Origin of the sequence: Psychroserpens sp. SPM9, from assembly GCF_025153525.1 — a bacterium.
Taxonomy (GTDB): domain Bacteria; phylum Bacteroidota; class Bacteroidia; order Flavobacteriales; family Flavobacteriaceae; genus Psychroserpens.
In genome coordinates, this window is record NZ_JANZNR010000003.1 from 309,225 (window position 1) to 327,085 (window position 17,861).

Genomic DNA, 17,861 nt, shown 5'->3' on the forward strand with positions numbered 1-17,861 from the left:
ATACAAATTCAAAATATTATTAAAAAAAGACCATAATTTTTCTGGTCTTTTTTTTATGCGTGCTTCTAACTGCTTTAAAATTTGTTATAAATTAGTATGTTTGTAGAAACCCAATTTTAATTTATTATGAAAAAAATACTTACATTGTTTTTGTGTGCTACAATATTATCATTTGTGTCATGTGAAGATGAGCCTTTAGAAGGTGATTTTGTAACTGGAGGCATAACTTGTGAACAAGCGACCATTAATACTGCCGAAGCTGCTTTAAACTTTTTAGGTGTAAATGATGATAATTACCAACAACTTTGTGTGGCTTATAAAAATGCTTTGGATGATCAAATTCAAGCCTGTGGTGATCCAGATGGAACACTTGAAGCTGCGGTTAATGCCTTGGGAGATTGTAGTACTACCGTTGTAAATGATTGCGATTCTGCTACCGATGCCGTAGATGCTGCTCAATTGGCTTTTGCAAATGCTTCCGATGAAGAGTATACAAATTTATGTAATGCTTATAAAGCAACATTAGAAAACCAAATCACGCAATGTGGTGATGACGATGGAAGCATCCAGTCAACAATTGATGATTTAGGAGATTGTACACAGGCAACACTTGAAGTTGAAATTAGTTTAACAGCAGGAACATTACCTATTGATTTTGATATTGTAGATGTTGTTATTGATGGCGACTTATTAAAAGTTACTGGAGAAACTTCCGCAGCTAATAACTATACCATTTATTTTGAAGTTGGTCAAGGCCAAACTGGTGTTGATGTGATTAATCCAGCATTTGAATTAACTTTAACCTCTGTTTTCTTTCCTTCAACGCAAGGATTTGATGATTTTACATCTGAAATCACAGTTAATACTGATGGCACATTAACAGGAACTTTTTGGGGTATTGTAACCAATGCTGATGGTGGTGATTTAAGCTTAACCTCTGGGATGATTAATATTACTTATTAGTAGTAAAGAATAGATAATTAAAAAGCCACTAACTTAAAAATTAGTGGCTTTTTTTATTTTGATTGATGAATTAAAGTTTTAGTTTTCGATACTTCCTGATCCAGAAACCTTCGTGTCTTTTTTTGAAGGATTGCCTCGGTATTCAATGTCACCAGAACCTGTAACACGAGCTTTTAAAAGCCCAGTACATACAACTTCTGCATCTCCCGACCCGGTTACAGAAACATCGGTATTTACAGCATTTAAATTAAATCCGTGAAAATCCCCTGAACCTGTAACACCTGCTGTTAAATCGGTCGTTGATCCTTTTAATGTTATATCGCCAGAACCTGCAATTTTTCCTGAGACCTTTTGTGTTTGAACCTCTAAAACAATATCTCCTGAGCCAGCTAAAGAGACCTCTAAGTTCGTTGTGGTAATTCGATCGGTGTTCCATAAGTCTCCAGATCCTGCTAATGAGACTTTACGAATGTCTTTGAATGGAATGGTTACTTTTATGGTTTTGTTAAAACTTGGATCTAGATTTTTACCTTTTTCCGTTTTAATAATTAGTTTTCCGTCTTTTACTTCGGTAATTACATATTGTAAAAGATTAGATTCTCCTTCAAGGGTTATGTTGCCTTCTGTTCCTGCAACAAGGACGTAGTCAAAACTACCTGCACAGCTAATGGCATCGTAATCTGAAGTGCTTCTTGTTTCAGTAGTCATGTTGCCGTTACCTTTTACTTTCTTATTTCCCCATTGAGCCTGAGAGAATGTAAAGCTTAATAATGCGACGATTAGTACAATTGTTTTTTTCATGATGTTTCTATTTTATATAGTTTTTATTGTCTTTTAAATGTGACGCTACCATATTCGGATTTAATTCTTATCAGGTTGCCGCTATTTGCGCTTCCGTAGTAGCCTTGGTAATATTTATCTGTAGATTCGATTCGTTTTGTGGTAAATTCAAAATCATCGGCATTGCGTAAAGACGCATATTCTAAATCAATATCGAAGCTAAATTGATACGCTGGATCGTAACCTATAGTGATACCATTATAATCGGATTCAATATCAATATTTCCAGCATTTGCTGCCATTTTATCAATTTTTATCGATCCGTAATCGGCTTTAATATTTACATCTTTATAGATAGTACCTAATCGTAAGGTCAAATAGTCTCCATTACCATTAATACGGTTGGCATTATTAACTTTCAGTGATCCGTAATCACAGTTATAGCTAATGTCTTCGGCAATTTGAATTTCAGAATCCGTATAATCGGCATTAATATCCAGACGGTTTGCTTTTTCTATTGTAAAACTACTGTAATCGGCATTAATTTTTCCGCTTTTTATATATTCAAAGTAGCAATTGTTTGTATAATCAAACGATAATGAATTGTTATCGGCCATAAGTTCTTTTGTTGTAATTTTTCCGTAGTCACAGTTAATATTGGCACGACCTTCTAGTTTTTCTAAATCTATATTTCCGTAGTCATTGTTTAGATCAACATGATTCGTAATTGGCATTTTAATAATGTAATTGATTTCCATATTAACATTATTATTTTTTCCCCAACTCCACCAGGATTTCGATTTGTTTTTACTGAAATGTGTTTTTGCTGAAACCATAGATGATGATGCATTAAACTCTACGTTGATATCGTCTAATTTTTTTTCAACTTGTTCTAAATCATTTCCATTGGTTTTGATTTTAACTTCAAAAGAAATGGTAGAACCTTCATAGGTGGTGATACTAATATTCCCGAAGCTGTTATTCACTTTTAAAGTGGCATCAGCAGTCACCTTAAATTCTTTTTTGATGGTCTTCTCTTTGGTGTGCTTGCCATTCCATTTATCATGAGTGTTTGAAAATGCTAATGAAGGAAGGAGTACAAAAGCGAAGATTAATTTATATAGTAATTGTGTTTTCATTTTGGTTGTTTTTAAAATTTTTAACTTCTTCAATATGTTCTAAAACAGCTTTTAAGACATTAATACGGTTTTGAAAATTGGTAATCATTGCATAAATAACACGCTTATCATTACCGCTTTCGGTTAAATCTAATTGTAGCGATTCATAGTCGACTTCAAGAACCTTAAGGGCTTTCATAGCGTCGTTAATCATGTTTTCAGTTTCTGGAGAACGTTGGGCTTCAATTGCGATTAATTCCTGTTCAATAGCAGTTGTAAAAAAGGATTGCGTTTGTGATAATTCTGGAGACACACTCGCTAAATCCAAAGGTTCAGAATTTTGTTGTTGCATCACAGTAAAAATGCTGAAACATAATACTATAGTTGCAGCAACCGCTAAAAAGGGTTTCCAGTGGTTGGTTTTTTTAGAGCTGTTAACAACAGTGTTGTTTTGTTGCTTTAGTTTATCTAAAAACCGGTGTTCATGACCCGAGTTTGGTATTTCGGTGTCGAAATCATGTTCTAGGGTTTTAAACAACTTATCTATAGTATTTTTATTCATCGTTCTTTTTGTTTTATTAATAGTCTGCTAAAGGCGTTAATCTTTGCCGTAAACTATCTTTAGCGCGCGAGATCATCGTTCTGCAGTTTCCTGGTGAAATATCCATGATCTCACAAATTTCTTCATAATCATAACCTTCAATTAAGTGGAGTGTTAACCCCATTCTATAATTATCCTTAAGCGTATCCATAGTCTCCAGAACTTGTTTTGCTTTTAGATTACTAAAGTCATAATCTTCGGTTATATCGGTATAGTATTCAACTTTATATAGTACATCATCTAAAGGCACATCTTGATATTTACTGTTTTTTTTATAATGATGTATGCTGTTATTGATGACGATTCGTTTGAGCCAAGATCCAAATGTTTTAATCTCTTTAAGACTATCCAACTTTGTGAATGCTGTCAAAAACGAATCTTGCATGATGTCTTCCGCCTCAAAACTGTCTTTTACAATTCTGTGGGCCGTGTTATACATCGCCTTGTAATATCGTTTGTAAACTTCCATTTGCGCTTGCTGGTTGTCTGATTTACAAAGCTGCAATAACTGCTCTATATTTTGATTGGTTAGTGTCAAAAAACAAATGCTTTATTATAGAGATGGCAGACATTTCTATTTGTTACACTTTTAGTAAAAAAAGTTTTTGCAGATCTAAAAGGTAATGGCATAACTATTGGAATTATATAAAGGTATATAATTACTTTTATTTGTTAATCTGTTGATATTCAGTTAAAAATGTAATTATTAAGTTGTATATAAATCTATAGTTTTGTTGTTTTAATGACAGAATGACTAAAAAAATAATATGAAGAAGTCTAAATTTTTAAAGCTTGACAGTTTGTCATTTCAGGATTTTGATGAAAATTCAGAATTAATTCCTTTAATGACTCCAGAGGATGAAGCAGAAATAAATAATGAACTCCTTCCAGATTCGCTCCCTATTTTACCATTGCGTAATACCGTATTGTTTCCTGGTGTAGTAATTCCGATTACTGCTGGCCGAGACAAATCGATAAAACTCATAAAAGATGCGAACAGTGGAAGTAAAGTCATAGGAGTTGTCTCTCAAAAGGATGAGTTAGTTGAAGATCCTTCAGCTAAAGATATTTTTAAAAAGGGTACTGTAGCTCGGATCTTAAAAGTGCTTAAAATGCCAGATGGCAATACGACCATCATTATTCAAGGGAAAAAACGTTTTGAAATTCAAGATGTTGTTTCTGAAGAACCGTATCTAACCGCTACAGTTAAAGATGTTCCTGAAGCGAAGCCTGCTGTAGATAATGAAGAGTTTTCGGCAATTATAGAATCGATCAAAGATTTGTCTTTGCAAATTATAAAAGACAGTCCGAATATTCCAACCGAAGCTTCTTTCGCTATTAAAAACATTGAAAGTAATTCGTTTCTGGTCAATTTCGTATCGTCTAACATGAACCTTTCCGTAAAAGAAAAGCAAGACTTGTTAGAGGTTAACGATTTAAAAGAGCGTGCATTGGCGACATTAAAACTGATGAATGTTGAGCTTCAAAAGCTAGAACTTAAAAATGATATTCAGTCTAAGGTTCAAAGTGATATGAACCAGCAGCAACGTGAGTATTTCTTACATCAGCAAATGAAAACTATTCAAGAAGAACTTGGTGGTGGTGTGTCTTCTGGAGAAGAAATAGAAGAGATGCGTCAACGGGCGAAAACTAAAAAATGGAATGAAAAGGTTGCCGAACATTTTGATAAAGAATTATCAAAAATGCAACGAATGAATCCGCAAGTTGCAGAGTATTCGATTCAGCGTAACTACTTGGACTTATTTTTAGATTTGCCATGGAACGAATTTAGTACCGATAAATTCGATTTAAAACGCGCGATGAAAATCTTAGATCGTGATCATTATGGTTTAGACGATGTTAAAAAACGTATCATAGAATATTTGGCGGTTTTAAAATTGCGTAACGATATGAAATCGCCTATACTTTGTTTATATGGACCTCCAGGTGTTGGAAAAACATCATTAGGAAAGTCTATTGCCGAAGCTTTGGGGAGAGAATATGTACGTATGTCGTTGGGTGGTTTACGTGATGAAGCTGAAATTCGCGGCCATCGTAAAACCTACATTGGAGCGATGCCTGGACGTATTATTCAGAATTTAAAAAAGGCAGGCACCTCAAACCCAGTCTTTGTTTTAGATGAAATAGATAAATTGTCAAATTCTAATCAAGGTGATCCTTCATCGGCTTTATTGGAAGTTTTAGATCCAGAGCAAAACAGTGAGTTTCACGATAACTTCTTAGAGATGGGCTTTGATTTGTCTAAAGTGATGTTTATTGCGACGTCTAATAGTTTGAATAGCATTCAGCCTGCATTGATGGATCGTATGGAAATTATCAATGTTACCGGTTATACTATTGAAGAAAAGGTTGAAATTGGAAAGCGTCATTTATTGCCTAAACAATTAAAGGAACACGGTTTATCCGACAAACATCTTAAAATTGCCAAGCCGCAATTAGAAAAAATTGTGGAAGGTTATACCAGAGAATCTGGAGTTCGTGGTTTAGAAAAGCAAATTGCTAAGATGGTTCGCCACGCTGCAAAAAATATTGCTATGGAAGAAACCTATAACCTAAAAGTCACTAATGAAGATGTGATTGAAGTTTTAGGAGCTCCTAAATTAGAACGCGATAAATATGAAAATAATAATGTCGCAGGTGTGGTAACAGGTTTGGCCTGGACCAGAGTAGGAGGCGATATTTTATTTATAGAATCGATTTTATCGAAAGGTAAAGGCAATTTAACCATTACTGGAAACTTAGGAAAAGTGATGAAAGAATCGGCAACCATTGCGATGGAATACATCAAAGCAAATGCTGATGAATTTGGTATAAAACCTGAAGTTTTTGAAAATTATAACGTCCATATCCACGTTCCTGAAGGTGCCACTCCAAAAGATGGACCAAGTGCAGGTGTGACTATGTTAACTTCTTTAGTATCTTTGTTTACACAACGTAAGGTCAAAAACAGTTTAGCAATGACTGGTGAGATTACGCTTAGAGGTAAAGTTTTACCAGTTGGCGGTATTAAAGAAAAGATACTTGCAGCTAAACGAGCAAGAATTAAAGAGATTTTACTTTGTGAAGATAATAAAAGAGACATCGATGAAATAAAGCCAGAATATTTGAAAGGCTTAACGTTTCATTATGTGAAAGACATGAGCGATGTCTTGAAACTTGCGTTAACCAATCAAAAAGTAAAAAATGCAAAGAAACTTTAAATTATGGATTACAGTTTTAATCGCAGCAGCTTCAAGTTTAGGAGCTGTTGCTCAAACTGAAAAAGACGTTGTTCTAGACGGTAAACCTGCAAAACTAAATGTAAAGACAGGAGAAGTAAAATTAGTTGATCTTAAAACCATTAAAGGAAGAAAAACAGATTCAGATACAACTGCCAATACAGTAATTAAAGCCAATCTTATAACTAACAGTTATACAACTAAAAAAGTTGACAGCACAAAAATCATCACTACAACCAGGCCAGATACTCTCAGTCAATCTTACACTACAGTTATTGATACTTCAGATCAGGTGAAAACGGCACGCTTGCTAGTCACTTCTGAAAACGCTACAACTATAGATGACCTAGCAGTTGAAGATAATCTCAACGAAGTTAAAACGACAACGGCTCATCAAGCCGAAAAAGCTACGACTTTAGTGTATGACACCTCTTCAACATCGAATACTGAAGAAAAAAACAGTTCAGATTATCACAAAGTAGCCAAAGGTGAAACCCTTTATTCCTTATCTAAATTGTATAAGGTCACTTTAGCCGATTTAAAAAAGGCGAATAACTTAGAAACCACACTCATTAAAGTGGGGCAATATTTACAAGTTAAAAACTTTGATAAACGCTATTCTTCCGAAGTGTGGATAGTCTCAAAAGGTGATACGTTATATAGTATTGCTAAGCGAAATAACACGACAGTTGCTGCCATCAAAACGCTAAATGGCTTGCATAGTAATTTGATTATTCCTGGTCAAAAGATTCAATTGAAATAGAATAATAACATTTCAAAAAAATAAAATAGACATACATTCGTTTTAAGATAGATTTAGTTACTTTGCAAACTTATATGCTAAAGAAGATTACTACGATATTTTGTCTGTTGATGACCTCTACATTGTTTGCTCAAGTAGGAGGAGAATCGACCTATCAATTTCTTAATTTAGTGTCTTCGCCACGCCAAGCTGCCTTAGGTGGAAAAGTCATCACCAACTACGATTATGATGTCACAGGTGGTTTATTTAATCCCGCCACAATTAATGCCGAAATGGATAATCAGCTGGCTCTTAATTATTCGAGTTATTTAGGCGGAATTAGTTACGGGACTGCTGCTTATGCTTATACATGGGACCGACACGTGCAAACTTTGCATATTGGTATGACCTATATCAACTACGGAACCTTTGATGGTTACGATCTTAACGGTGTTTCTACAGGAACCTTTACAGGAAATGAAGCGGCTTTATCTGCAGGTTATGCGTATCAAATTCCGTATTCTGATTTTTATATTGGTGCCAATTTAAAATTAATAACCTCAAAATTAGAACAGTATAACTCTATTGGAGTGGCTGCCGATTTTGGAGCTATGTACATCAATGAACGCTTAGATTTTCATGCGGCTTTAACCATTCGAAATTTGGGAACTCAAATAGTGACTTACGCTGGTTTAAATGAAAAACTACCTTTTGAAGTTAATCTTGGGTTGTCACAAACTCTTGAAAATATGCCCTTACGTTGGCACTTAACGTTTGAAAACCTACAGACTTGGCCTATCGGATTTTCTAATCCGTCACGAGCAACAACCGATTTAGACGGTAATCAAACTCAGGAAAAAGTAGGGTTTTTAAATGAAGTGTTGCGCCATACCATTATTGGAGCCGAGCTGTTTCCGGAGCGCGGATTTAATATCAGATTGGGTTATAATTTTAGACGTTCTGAAGAGTTGCGTATTTTGGAGCAGCGTAATTTTTCCGGACTATCATTTGGTTTGGGAATTAAGCTCAATAAAATGAGGTTTAATTATACACATGCAAGATATTCGGGTGCCAGTAATGCTAATTTCTTCGGAGTACAAATCGATTTGACAAAATGAGAAAAATTACCATAGCTATAGACGGTTTTTCATCTACAGGAAAAAGTACAGTTGCTAAGCAATTAGCCAGTGCTTTGGGATATGTTTATGTTGATTCTGGAGCCATGTATAGAGCTGTAACTTTGTATGCGATGCAAAACGGATTTATTGATGCCGATTGTTTAGATGCCGAAGGACTTGTTGCTCAATTGGATCAGATTAAAATCGATTTTCAATTTAATAAAGATTTGGGGTATGCTGAAGTGTATCTCAATGGAAGCAATGTAGAGAAAGCCATCAGAAGCCTAGAAGTTTCACAATGTGTGAGTCAGGTAGCCACCATTTCTGAAGTCAGAGAACAGCTGGTCAAACAACAACAAAATTTTGGAAAAGATAAAGGCGTTGTTATGGATGGTCGTGACATAGGAACGGTTGTATTTCCCGATGCTGAGTTGAAGTTGTTCATGACAGCTTCTGCAGAAAAAAGAGCTCAGCGTCGTTACGACGAATTAATAGAAAGGGGTGATGAGGTAACGTATGAAGAGGTGCTTAAAAACGTGCAATCGCGAGACCATATAGATTCTACACGAGAAGATTCACCATTAAGTATGGCAAACGATGCTGTAAAAGTGGATAATTCAAAAATGAGTTTAAACGAACAATTCGAGTTTGTTTTAAAACTATCTCAAGAAAAAATTAAAGCTTAGCATAAAAAAAAGCGACTTGCGCATTCAACAAGTTGAAGTTCAAGTCACTTTTTAAAAGTTATACCCTAGATCTTATAAATTAGGGATAATTAATTCTTGATCTGGATGAATTAAATCTGGATTTTTTAAGATATCTGAGTTCGCTTCAAAAATAGCTTGATACTTCGCAGGGTTTCCATAATATTGCTTTGCAATTTTCCCTAATGTTTCTCCACTTTTTACAGTATGTCTTGTATATACTGAAGTATCTGCAACTTTAATATCGGCCATAATATCAGATGGGCTATCGCCTCCTGCTTTTTTTATAGCATCCCAAAGTAAGTCTTTTTCATACTGTGTTTTTGCGGTTCCCCAGATTTTTAATTTACCATCTTCTACTTTAACATCACCATCTTGTATGTTAAGTGTTTCTCCTAAGTCTAATACGTCTTGGTATTTTGCTCTGACCATAATAATGTGTTTTTTAATTTAGTGTTAATACTATCGTAAATATACCAATTTATGTGCCAAAAATTTAAATATGTTAATAAAAAAACGGACCAACTAATAGAATTTTAATGATAGATTTTGAGGTTTTAAAATAGACATTTAATGGAGAGAATTTGAATGCATTCAATATTCTAAGCGTTCGTGCTAACCATTTCTCAGACAACAAACGAAAGGATTATATTTCAAAAAGTAGCACTAAACCATAACATAAGATAGTATCGTTCTGCAAATAAAAGGTTTAGAAGCATGAATTTTGTAAGGCATAAATTTGCTAATTGATTAAAAATCATTAATTTTGCACTCCTTTTAGCGAGACTTAGAAAGATAGAAGGAATAAATCATTTATAATCAATAACGCTTCTGCGTGTTATCGCTTAATCCTTTCTAAACATGCAGAATACAAATTTTAATTCAGCACATGTCTGAAAAAGAAACAAAACAAGCTGAAGTAGCAACTACTGAAGCTGCAACTGTAGAAACTACAGAAACAAAAACTGCTAACGCTCCTCAAGTTTCTGAGGCTCAAGCAAATCCAGAAAAATTCTTAAAAGATTTCAATTGGCACAATTACGAAGAAGGAATTGATCCTGTTGATGACAAACAATTAGAAGAATTTGAAAAATTAGTATCAGAAAATTTCGTTGACACTTTAGATGACGAAGTTGTAGAAGGAGAAGTAATTCATATTACAGATCGTGATGCTATTATTGACATTAACGCTAAGTCTGAAGGTGTAATTTCTCTTAATGAGTTCCGTTACAATCCAGATTTAAAAGTTGGTGATAAAGTAGAAGTATTAATTGATGTTCGTGAAGACGCAACGGGTCAATTAGTATTATCTCACCGTAAAGCTCGTGTAATTAAAGCATGGGATCGTGTAAACAATGCACATGACACTGGTGAAATCGTAAACGGTTTTGTAAAATGCAGAACTAAAGGTGGTATGATCGTTGACGTATTTGGTATAGAAGCATTCTTACCAGGTTCTCAAATTGATGTGAAACCTATTAGAGATTACGATCAGTATGTAAATAAAACAATGGAATTTAAAGTTGTGAAAATCAACCACGAATTCAAAAACATTGTAGTGTCTCATAAAGCGCTTATCGAAGCCGATATTGAAGAACAGAAAAAAGAAATCATTGGTCAATTAGAAAAAGGTCAGGTATTAGAAGGTATCGTTAAGAATATTACATCTTACGGTGTGTTTATTGATCTTGGTGGCGTTGACGGATTAGTTCATATCACAGATTTATCTTGGTCTAGAATTAACCATCCAAACGAAATCGTAGAATTAGACCAGAAATTAAACGTGGTAATCTTAGACTTTGATGAAGATAAGTCTAGAATCCAGTTAGGTCTTAAGCAATTAAGCAAGCATCCTTGGGAAGCTTTAGGTGATACTGTAAAAGTAGGCGATAAAGTAAAAGGAAAAGTGGTTGTTATTGCTGATTACGGTGCTTTTGTAGAAGTAGAAGAAGGTGTAGAAGGATTAGTTCACGTAAGTGAAATGTCTTGGTCAACACATTTACGTTCTGCTCAGGATTTCGTATCTGTTGGAGATGAAATCGAAGCAGTAATCTTAACTTTAGATAGAGAAGATCGTAAAATGTCTCTTGGTATTAAGCAATTAACACCAGATCCATGGACAGATATTACATCTAAATATCCTGTAGGTTCTAAACATTCAGGTATCGTACGTAACTTTACAAACTTTGGTGTTTTTGTTGAATTAGAAGAAGGTATTGACGGATTGATTTATATTTCTGATTTATCTTGGACTAAGAAAATCAAGCACCCAAGTGAGTTTACTAACGTAGGTGATACTTTAGAAGTTGTCGTATTAGAATTAGATGTTGAAGGACGTAAATTATCTTTAGGTCACAAACAAACAACTGACAACCCTTGGGATAAGTATGAAACTGAATTTGCTCTAGGTACTACGCATACTGCTGAAATTGGAGAGATTGTTGACAAAGGTGCAACTATCGATTTCAATGAAGATATCGTTGCTTTTGTACCATCTCGTCACTTAGAAAAAGAAGACGGAAGCAAATTGAAGAAAGGAGAATCTGCAGAATTCAAAATCATTGAGTTCAATAAAGAATTCAAAAGAGTTGTAGCATCTCATACAGCGATCTTCAAAGAAGAAGAAATGGCAAATGTAAAAGCAGCTGTGAAGAAGCAAGAAGCTCAAGCAGCAGAAGCAAAACCAACTTTAGGTGATGCTAATGACGCTTTACAAGCGCTTAAAGATAAAATGGACGGGAAGAAATAATTCCTAAATTCCTTTGAAAAAAGGAATCTCATTATTCTATATTAAAAAGCCTCTCGAAAATCGAGAGGCTTTTTTTATGTGTCTCAAATTTTATACCAAAAAATTTGTTCGACAATCTGATTTTTTTTGTAAGAATTATAAATAAATTTTAACATTTCAAAATAAAATCACAATAATTTTAAAGTAAAATAGCTGTAAATATTATATTTTTTGTTAAATTAATGGATAATATTTAAAAATATTAGTAAAAACATGAAAATAATTTATTTTGATAATAAATAAGCATAATTAGTTCTCCCTAAGTTTTAGTAGCTTTTTATTAACCCAAATCTTTTAAATTATGAAAAATTTTTTACTATGCGTAGCATTATTTGTGCTACAACAAGTTAGTGCTCAAGATGGAGACACTATCAACGATGCAATTTATGTTAATGGAGCCAATGTGTCTGTCAATGTCTTAGACTATGACACAGCCACTAAATCTGAATTAGAGCCGGCATGTAGTTCTGAAGAAGATGTGTTTTATCAACACCCTGTTCTAGCAGGAGAGAATAAGGTTACTATTGGTATGGCGAGTGCTGGTGTCATTTTGCTTACTCAATTCAATTATCAAATTTTAGTTGCCCCTGGAGGAAATCTTTTAAACCTACAAGAGATTACTTGCGATAATTATGTGGTGCCTATTTTAGCTAATGCAAATTTTGAGTTAGTTATTGATAATGTTAATCCAGGTGATGTTTATTATTTGAGAGTGTATAAGCCTGATGGACTAGGGGGCTTACTAACAGGATTATTATCTGGAACATTGATAAGTATGACGAGCGAGTTTGATGCTACGTTATCAACTTCAGAAGTCGAAAGAGATCAGTTCGATTACTTTGTTAATAATCAAAAAATCAAATTATTTAATATTAATTCTACTCTAAACTATAAGATTTATAATTTGGAAGGAAAGTTGATTCTGAAAAATGATAACCAGAAGCAATTTAAATCTATAGATATTTCTACACTTTCTAAAGGTTTATATGTGTTAAACATTGAACATCAAAACTTAAATAAAGTATTTAAGTTTGTTAAGTACTAATTACATCGTATCTCACCAGATAAAAAAAGGAAGTTCGTTAGAACTTCCTTTTTTATTAATAACACTAATAAACCAATTGCAAACCCTAATTTTTTAACTTAACTTTGTTCTCCAAATACGTTTGGAAAGCTATATGAGTCAAAAAGTATTACTTAATGCTAAAGAAATAAACATCATTCTTCATCGATTGGCTTGTCAACTTATTGAAAATCACAACGACTTTTCTAATACTGTTCTAATAGGATTACAACCTAGAGGGACGTTCTTGGCTAATCGTTTAGCTGAAATACTAACGACAGATTACAAGATTAAAAACATTGAATTAGGCCATCTAGATATCACGTTTTTTAGAGATGATTTTAGAAGAGGTGAGAAAATTCTTGAAGCTAATACCACAGACATTAATTTTATAGTTGAAAATAAAAACATTGTATTTATTGACGATGTTTTATATACCGGACGAAGCATAAGAGCCGCATTAACGGCTATCCAATCCTTTGGAAGACCTAATGAAATTGAACTATTAACTTTAATCGACAGACGTTTTAGCAGACATTTACCAATCCAACCCAATTACAGAGGTCGGCAAGTAGATGCAATTAATGAAGAAAAAGTCAAAGTAAATTGGTTTGAAAATGAAGGCGAAGATGCCGTATACTTAGAGAATAGTTAAAAGCGAATAATTAAAGTGCATCTGAGTTTAAGATGCCATCTGAATACTAAAAAAATGAGCGAATTAAGTGTTAATCACTTATTGGGAATTAAATATCTTAACGAAAAGGATATTCAATTGATTTTTGAAACGGCAGATCATTTCAAGGAAGTGATTAATAGACCCATTAAAAAAGTGCCTTCGCTTAGAGATATTACCATTGCCAACTTGTTTTTCGAAAATTCGACACGTACAAAATTGTCGTTTGAATTAGCCGAAAAGCGACTTTCAGCAGATGTTATTAATTTTTCAGCCTCTCAATCTTCAGTAAAAAAAGGAGAAACCTTAATTGATACGGTAAATAACATTTTATCTATGAAAGTAGATATGGTGGTTATGCGTCACCCCAATCCGGGAGCTGGTGTGTTTTTATCACAACATGTCGATGCAAGTATTATTAATGCTGGCGATGGCGCTCATGAGCATCCAACCCAAGCCTTGTTAGATAGCTATTCGATACGAGAACGTCTTGGTGACGTTAAAGGTAAAAACGTGGTTATTGTTGGTGATATATTACACAGTAGAGTAGCGCTTTCAAACATTTATGCCTTGCAATTACAAGGTGCCAATGTGATGGTTTGCGGACCCAAAACCTTGCTTCCAAAATACATTAAGGATTTAGGCGTGAAAGTAGAAACCAATTTACGTAAAGCGCTTAATTGGTGTGATGTGGCTAATATGCTTCGTGTTCAAAATGAGCGTATGGATATTAGTTATTTTCCTTCAACCCGAGAATACACGCAACAATACGGCGTTAATAAAGCATTGCTAAATTCTCTGGATAAAGATATTACGATTATGCATCCCGGACCAATAAACAGAGGTGTTGAGATTACAAGTGATGTAGCAGATTCTGATCAAGCCATCATTTTAGACCAAGTTCAAAACGGAGTAGCTATACGAATGGCTGTCATTTATTTATTAGCTTCTAAAATAAAACATTAAGCATATGATTTTTGATAACGACGGAAATACCACCATAATTACCCAGGAGAAAGCATCTATTGTAGAGCTTGTAAAGAAAATTGACGTTTTATATGAGCGTTTTAAAAACAATAATATCATCGTAAATATAACCAAATTAGATGTGGTTACACTTTCTGATATTGTTGAATTTTTACAATTATCAAATAAACATCGTAAAGCCAAACATTCTTTTGTCATCGTGTCTAACAGCGCAAATCTTGATGAAATGCCAGATGAAATTGTCGTAGTGCCAACAACTAAGGAAGCCTATGATATTATTGAAATGGAAGAGATGGAGCGTGATTTAGGTTTTTAAAAAGAATGTACTGAGTCGTTTTTTTGATAAGTTGTTTCGACTCTGCAACAAACAACGTTACTGTATAAATGAAATTAACCATATTAGGCTGTTATAGCGCTACACCTCAATTACATACCAATCCTACAGCTCAGATTTTTGAGATTAAAAATCATACGTTTTTAATAGATTGTGGTGAAGGCACTCAGGTAGAACTCCGCAGGCATAAAGTCAAATTTGGGAAAATCAAACACATATTTATTTCGCATTTACACGGTGACCATTGCTTTGGTCTGGCTGGCTTAATTTCAACATTTAGATTGTTAACTCGTGAAGCCGATTTGCATATCTATGCACCAAAAGGCTTAAAAGAAGTGATTACACTTCAAATGAAACTATCACAATCCTGGACCAATTATAAGCTTATTTTTCATGAATTATCGTCTACAACTTCGGAACTGATTTATGAAGATGATAAAGTTGAAGTGCATACCATTCCTTTAGATCACCGAATTTATACCAACGGATTCTTATTTAAAGAAAAACCAGGAGAACGTAAATTAGATATCAATGCGGTTTTAAATGCCGATATCGATGTGGCTTATTATCGAAAACTAAAGCAAGGTGCTGATGTTCCTAATAATAACGGAACTATTGTAAAAAATGAAACGGTAACTCGAGATCCACAACCGCCAAAAAGCTATGCCTTTTGTAGTGATACAGCTTATAACGAAGCGATGCTTCCAATTATTAAGGATGTTGATGTCTTATACCACGAATCGACATTTATTGATAAGCATGAAGATTTGGCGTTACCTACGAAGCATTCTACAGCAAAACAGGCAGCTACTATTGCAAAGAAAGCCAATGTAAAGCAATTAATTCTCGGGCATTATTCGACGCGATACGACGATTTAACAGCATTTAAAACTGAGGCTGAAACAATTTTTAAACCTGTAGAATTAGCTAAAGACGGGAAAGTATTTGATTTTTAAAGTGTTGTAGATTCTGTATAATCTTTAAACAGAACCATTCATTTGTAGACTTGTTCTATATAATCGCCTTGGTAAAAATACCCAGTGGTGCTTTTATGATAATATCACAATTAAATCTCATTTACCGATTTCTCTTTATTGTCTTTTGAAATTCATCTAAGGCCATCATCCATTCGATAGCATCATCTAAATTATGACAGCGTTTCAAACTTTTCTTAAAAAAATGCTTTTCAAGAGAGGAATTTAGGTAACTAAAATCATTATAGGATACAACAGCACTAGCAACCAAAAAGTCATATTCATTATTAAAATCGAGCCACAATTGAGGTTCAAAGGAGTAGGAGTTGATTCGGTTGGCTATGTATCCAATTCTTAAACCTTTTTTGATGTCTTCAGAAAAGGCACTAATTAATTCACTTACGAGATTATAATCAACGTGAATGCCTTCGTTTAATTCTGAAATAACAAAATGCTTTGTAGTATAGAGCGTTCCGAAGGGAAACTCTACTTTTTTATATTCTAAACTTTTAGAATATTTACTGGTTTCAAATTTCATTAGTAGGGATTATTCCCTAAATTTATATGAAATATTTGAGGCTAAAAAAGATTAAGCCTATTAAATGCGATAATCGATTCTAATGAATACAGACTTAGGCAATTACAGAAAGTCATACGAAAAACAAGAATTACTTGAGGCTAATGTGAGTGATAATCCGTTGGAATTATTCCAAAAATGGTTTCATGAAGTAGACAAAAACTTTGATGTAGGAGAAACAAATGCAATGACATTAAGTACTTTGGGACTGGATGGTTTTCCGAAGAGTAGAGTAGTGCTCTTAAAAAAGTTTACCTACGAAGGCTTTATTTTTTATACCAATTATAATAGCGAAAAAGGTCAAGCGATTCTCAATAACCCCAAGGTGTGTTTGTCATTTTTTTGGCCTGCTGCAGAACGTCAAATCATTATTAAAGGTCAAGCCGAAAAAATTGCTGAAAATTTAAGTGATGGCTATTTCGAATCTCGACCAAGAGGAAGCCAGTTAGGTGCTTTAGTTTCTCAACAGAGTGCCACCATTCCTGATAGAGCAGTTTTAGAAGAACGCTTAAAAGAACTGGAAGCCGCTTATGAAGGTAAAGACATTCCGCGACCTGAATCTTGGGGCGGATTTATTGTCAAGCCTTTTGAAATCGAATTTTGGCAAGGACGTCCTAACCGACTGCACGATCGCTTACGTTATCAATTGGATAAAGATCTTAATTGGAACTTAGACCGCTTATCACCATAATAGTATATGAAGTGCCTTTTAGTTGTATGTATGTTTATAATCTTATACTCTTGTAAAGAGAAGGAAACTCCTATTCTTAAGCATCCAGATTTATTAGGATTTAAAGTAACGACACTAGCCGACTCCGATGAGGACTTATTTGACGTCATTGAAAAAAAGGAACAACAAGGTTTCATTGAAACCAAATATATCAACGATATATTATATGTTTCAACCTTTCAAATTTTAAATGCTTGTGGAAATTATGAAGGCAATATTGAAACTTCAAACGACACAATAAGTCTTCAGCTTAAATTAATATCTGAAGAGGTTTGTACTTCAGAATCTGCTCGAAGAGTAACGTATTTAATATATAATCCAACTTCTAAAAAAAGAATAATTATCAAGTAGAATTTCTATATTCTGATATGTAAAAATATCGACGAAATACATTTATTTTCCGTTTAAAAGTCATTTTAACATTTTAAATTGTGTATTTCATCGATGTTTTACATATATTTTCGACGAAA

General features: G+C 33.9%; 19 protein-coding genes. 13 read left to right on the top strand and 6 right to left on the bottom strand.

Going from position 1 to position 17,861, the window contains the following annotated elements; translation table 11 throughout:
- Nucleotides 1–126: 126 nt before the first annotated feature.
- Entirely contained in the window at nt 127–963 is an 837-nt protein-coding gene (locus N4270_RS07765) for a hypothetical protein (RefSeq protein ID WP_260096458.1), read from the top strand.
- 78 nt (nt 964–1,041) lie between these two features.
- On the opposite strand, the gene N4270_RS07770 is transcribed toward N4270_RS07765, so the two are convergent.
- The 4 genes from N4270_RS07770 to N4270_RS07785 are packed head-to-tail and all read right to left on the bottom strand — an operon-like array spanning nt 1,042 to nt 4,000.
- Nucleotides 1,042–1,764 carry a head GIN domain-containing protein gene (locus tag N4270_RS07770; RefSeq protein WP_260096459.1) on the bottom strand — a complete coding sequence of 241 codons (723 nt, stop codon included), beginning with the start codon at nt 1,762–1,764 and terminating at the stop codon, nt 1,042–1,044.
- A 23-nt stretch (nt 1,765–1,787) separates the two neighbouring features.
- Nucleotides 1,788–2,882, bottom strand: coding sequence for a hypothetical protein (locus tag N4270_RS07775; RefSeq protein ID WP_260096460.1), 1,095 nt, complete (start codon nt 2,880–2,882; stop codon nt 1,788–1,790).
- Entirely contained in the window at nt 2,860–3,423 is a 564-nt protein-coding gene (locus N4270_RS07780; RefSeq protein WP_260096461.1) for a hypothetical protein, read from the bottom strand. The genes N4270_RS07775 and N4270_RS07780 overlap by 23 nt, the downstream gene beginning before the upstream one ends.
- A gap of 16 nt (nt 3,424–3,439) precedes the next feature.
- On the bottom strand, nt 3,440–4,000 hold the full coding sequence (locus N4270_RS07785) for an RNA polymerase sigma factor (RefSeq protein ID WP_260096462.1): 561 nt from the start codon (nt 3,998–4,000) through the stop codon (nt 3,440–3,442).
- Between the two features lie 229 nt (nt 4,001–4,229).
- On the opposite strand from N4270_RS07785, the gene lon reads away from it, so the two are divergent.
- The 4 genes from lon to cmk all read left to right on the top strand — a co-directional run bounded on the left by lon (nt 4,230) and on the right by cmk (nt 9,247).
- Nucleotides 4,230–6,683 carry an endopeptidase La gene (gene lon / locus N4270_RS07790; protein WP_260096463.1) on the top strand — a complete coding sequence of 818 codons (2,454 nt, stop codon included), beginning with the start codon at nt 4,230–4,232 and terminating at the stop codon, nt 6,681–6,683.
- Nucleotides 6,667–7,464 carry a LysM peptidoglycan-binding domain-containing protein gene (locus N4270_RS07795; protein WP_260096464.1) on the top strand — a complete coding sequence of 266 codons (798 nt, stop codon included), beginning with the start codon at nt 6,667–6,669 and terminating at the stop codon, nt 7,462–7,464. Before lon ends, N4270_RS07795 begins: the two co-directional genes overlap by 17 nt.
- Nucleotides 7,465–7,538: 74 nt before the next feature.
- Nucleotides 7,539–8,561: a type IX secretion system protein PorQ gene (gene porQ / locus N4270_RS07800; RefSeq protein ID WP_260096465.1), complete on the top strand. Its 1,023-nt coding sequence runs from the start codon at nt 7,539–7,541 to the stop codon at nt 8,559–8,561.
- Nucleotides 8,558–9,247, top strand: a complete 690-nt coding sequence (gene cmk / locus N4270_RS07805; RefSeq protein ID WP_260096466.1) for a (d)CMP kinase — start codon at nt 8,558–8,560, stop codon at nt 9,245–9,247. Before porQ ends, cmk begins: the two co-directional genes overlap by 4 nt.
- A gap of 72 nt (nt 9,248–9,319) precedes the next feature.
- On the opposite strand, the gene N4270_RS07810 is transcribed toward cmk, so the two are convergent.
- The gene (locus N4270_RS07810; protein WP_260096467.1) at nt 9,320–9,697 is read right to left on the bottom strand and encodes a LysM peptidoglycan-binding domain-containing protein; all 378 of its coding nucleotides are present in this window, start codon (nt 9,695–9,697) and stop codon (nt 9,320–9,322) included.
- Nucleotides 9,698–10,154: 457 nt separating this feature from the next.
- Here N4270_RS07810 and rpsA point away from each other — a divergent pair, with 457 nt between their 5' ends.
- The 6 genes from rpsA to N4270_RS07840 all read left to right on the top strand — a co-directional run bounded on the left by rpsA (nt 10,155) and on the right by N4270_RS07840 (nt 16,066).
- Nucleotides 10,155–12,014: a 30S ribosomal protein S1 gene (gene rpsA / locus N4270_RS07815; RefSeq protein ID WP_260096468.1), complete on the top strand. Its 1,860-nt coding sequence runs from the start codon at nt 10,155–10,157 to the stop codon at nt 12,012–12,014.
- A 340-nt stretch (nt 12,015–12,354) separates the two neighbouring features.
- On the top strand, nt 12,355–13,098 hold the full coding sequence (locus N4270_RS07820; RefSeq protein ID WP_260096469.1) for a T9SS type A sorting domain-containing protein: 744 nt from the start codon (nt 12,355–12,357) through the stop codon (nt 13,096–13,098).
- 133 nt (nt 13,099–13,231) lie between these two features.
- A complete protein-coding gene (gene pyrR, locus N4270_RS07825; protein WP_260096470.1) occupies nt 13,232–13,771 on the top strand; it encodes a bifunctional pyr operon transcriptional regulator/uracil phosphoribosyltransferase PyrR in 540 nt (179 codons plus the stop codon).
- Between the two features lie 54 nt (nt 13,772–13,825).
- Nucleotides 13,826–14,755, top strand: a complete 930-nt coding sequence (locus N4270_RS07830; protein WP_260096471.1) for an aspartate carbamoyltransferase catalytic subunit — start codon at nt 13,826–13,828, stop codon at nt 14,753–14,755.
- Nucleotides 14,756–14,759: 4 nt separating this feature from the next.
- Nucleotides 14,760–15,092 (top strand): ribonuclease Z, encoded by a 333-nt coding sequence (locus tag N4270_RS07835; protein WP_260096472.1) that lies wholly within the window; start codon nt 14,760–14,762, stop codon nt 15,090–15,092.
- A gap of 68 nt (nt 15,093–15,160) precedes the next feature.
- The gene (locus N4270_RS07840; protein WP_260096473.1) at nt 15,161–16,066 is read left to right on the top strand and encodes a ribonuclease Z; all 906 of its coding nucleotides are present in this window, start codon (nt 15,161–15,163) and stop codon (nt 16,064–16,066) included.
- A gap of 121 nt (nt 16,067–16,187) precedes the next feature.
- On the opposite strand, the gene N4270_RS07845 is transcribed toward N4270_RS07840, so the two are convergent.
- Nucleotides 16,188–16,622: a hypothetical protein gene (locus tag N4270_RS07845; protein WP_260096474.1), complete on the bottom strand. Its 435-nt coding sequence runs from the start codon at nt 16,620–16,622 to the stop codon at nt 16,188–16,190.
- Between the two features lie 82 nt (nt 16,623–16,704).
- Between N4270_RS07845 and pdxH the strand changes: the two genes are divergently transcribed.
- Both pdxH and N4270_RS07855 read left to right on the top strand, forming a co-directional pair.
- Entirely contained in the window at nt 16,705–17,352 is a 648-nt protein-coding gene (gene pdxH / locus N4270_RS07850) for a pyridoxamine 5'-phosphate oxidase (RefSeq protein ID WP_260096475.1), read from the top strand.
- A gap of 30 nt (nt 17,353–17,382) precedes the next feature.
- The gene (locus N4270_RS07855; RefSeq protein ID WP_260096476.1) at nt 17,383–17,742 is read left to right on the top strand and encodes a hypothetical protein; all 360 of its coding nucleotides are present in this window, start codon (nt 17,383–17,385) and stop codon (nt 17,740–17,742) included.
- Nucleotides 17,743–17,861 lie beyond the last annotated feature (119 nt).

Coding starts and splice junctions, on each gene's coding strand:
- N4270_RS07765 (WP_260096458.1), top strand. CDS start 127: ATGAAAAAAATACTTACATTGTTTTTGTGTGCTACAATATTATCATTT.
- N4270_RS07810 (WP_260096467.1), bottom strand. CDS start 9,697: ATGGTCAGAGCAAAATACCAAGACGTATTAGACTTAGGAGAAACACTT.
- cmk (WP_260096466.1), top strand. CDS start 8,558: ATGAGAAAAATTACCATAGCTATAGACGGTTTTTCATCTACAGGAAAA.
- N4270_RS07770 (WP_260096459.1), bottom strand. CDS start 1,764: ATGAAAAAAACAATTGTACTAATCGTCGCATTATTAAGCTTTACATTC.
- N4270_RS07840 (WP_260096473.1), top strand. CDS start 15,161: ATGAAATTAACCATATTAGGCTGTTATAGCGCTACACCTCAATTACAT.
- N4270_RS07845 (WP_260096474.1), bottom strand. CDS start 16,622: ATGAAATTTGAAACCAGTAAATATTCTAAAAGTTTAGAATATAAAAAA.
- N4270_RS07835 (WP_260096472.1), top strand. CDS start 14,760: ATGATTTTTGATAACGACGGAAATACCACCATAATTACCCAGGAGAAA.
- N4270_RS07820 (WP_260096469.1), top strand. CDS start 12,355: ATGAAAAATTTTTTACTATGCGTAGCATTATTTGTGCTACAACAAGTT.
- pyrR (WP_260096470.1), top strand. CDS start 13,232: ATGAGTCAAAAAGTATTACTTAATGCTAAAGAAATAAACATCATTCTT.
- N4270_RS07795 (WP_260096464.1), top strand. CDS start 6,667: ATGCAAAGAAACTTTAAATTATGGATTACAGTTTTAATCGCAGCAGCT.
- porQ (WP_260096465.1), top strand. CDS start 7,539: ATGCTAAAGAAGATTACTACGATATTTTGTCTGTTGATGACCTCTACA.
- N4270_RS07855 (WP_260096476.1), top strand. CDS start 17,383: ATGTTTATAATCTTATACTCTTGTAAAGAGAAGGAAACTCCTATTCTT.
- rpsA (WP_260096468.1), top strand. CDS start 10,155: ATGTCTGAAAAAGAAACAAAACAAGCTGAAGTAGCAACTACTGAAGCT.
- pdxH (WP_260096475.1), top strand. CDS start 16,705: ATGAATACAGACTTAGGCAATTACAGAAAGTCATACGAAAAACAAGAA.
- lon (WP_260096463.1), top strand. CDS start 4,230: ATGAAGAAGTCTAAATTTTTAAAGCTTGACAGTTTGTCATTTCAGGAT.
- N4270_RS07830 (WP_260096471.1), top strand. CDS start 13,826: ATGAGCGAATTAAGTGTTAATCACTTATTGGGAATTAAATATCTTAAC.
- N4270_RS07780 (WP_260096461.1), bottom strand. CDS start 3,423: ATGAATAAAAATACTATAGATAAGTTGTTTAAAACCCTAGAACATGAT.
- N4270_RS07775 (WP_260096460.1), bottom strand. CDS start 2,882: ATGAAAACACAATTACTATATAAATTAATCTTCGCTTTTGTACTCCTT.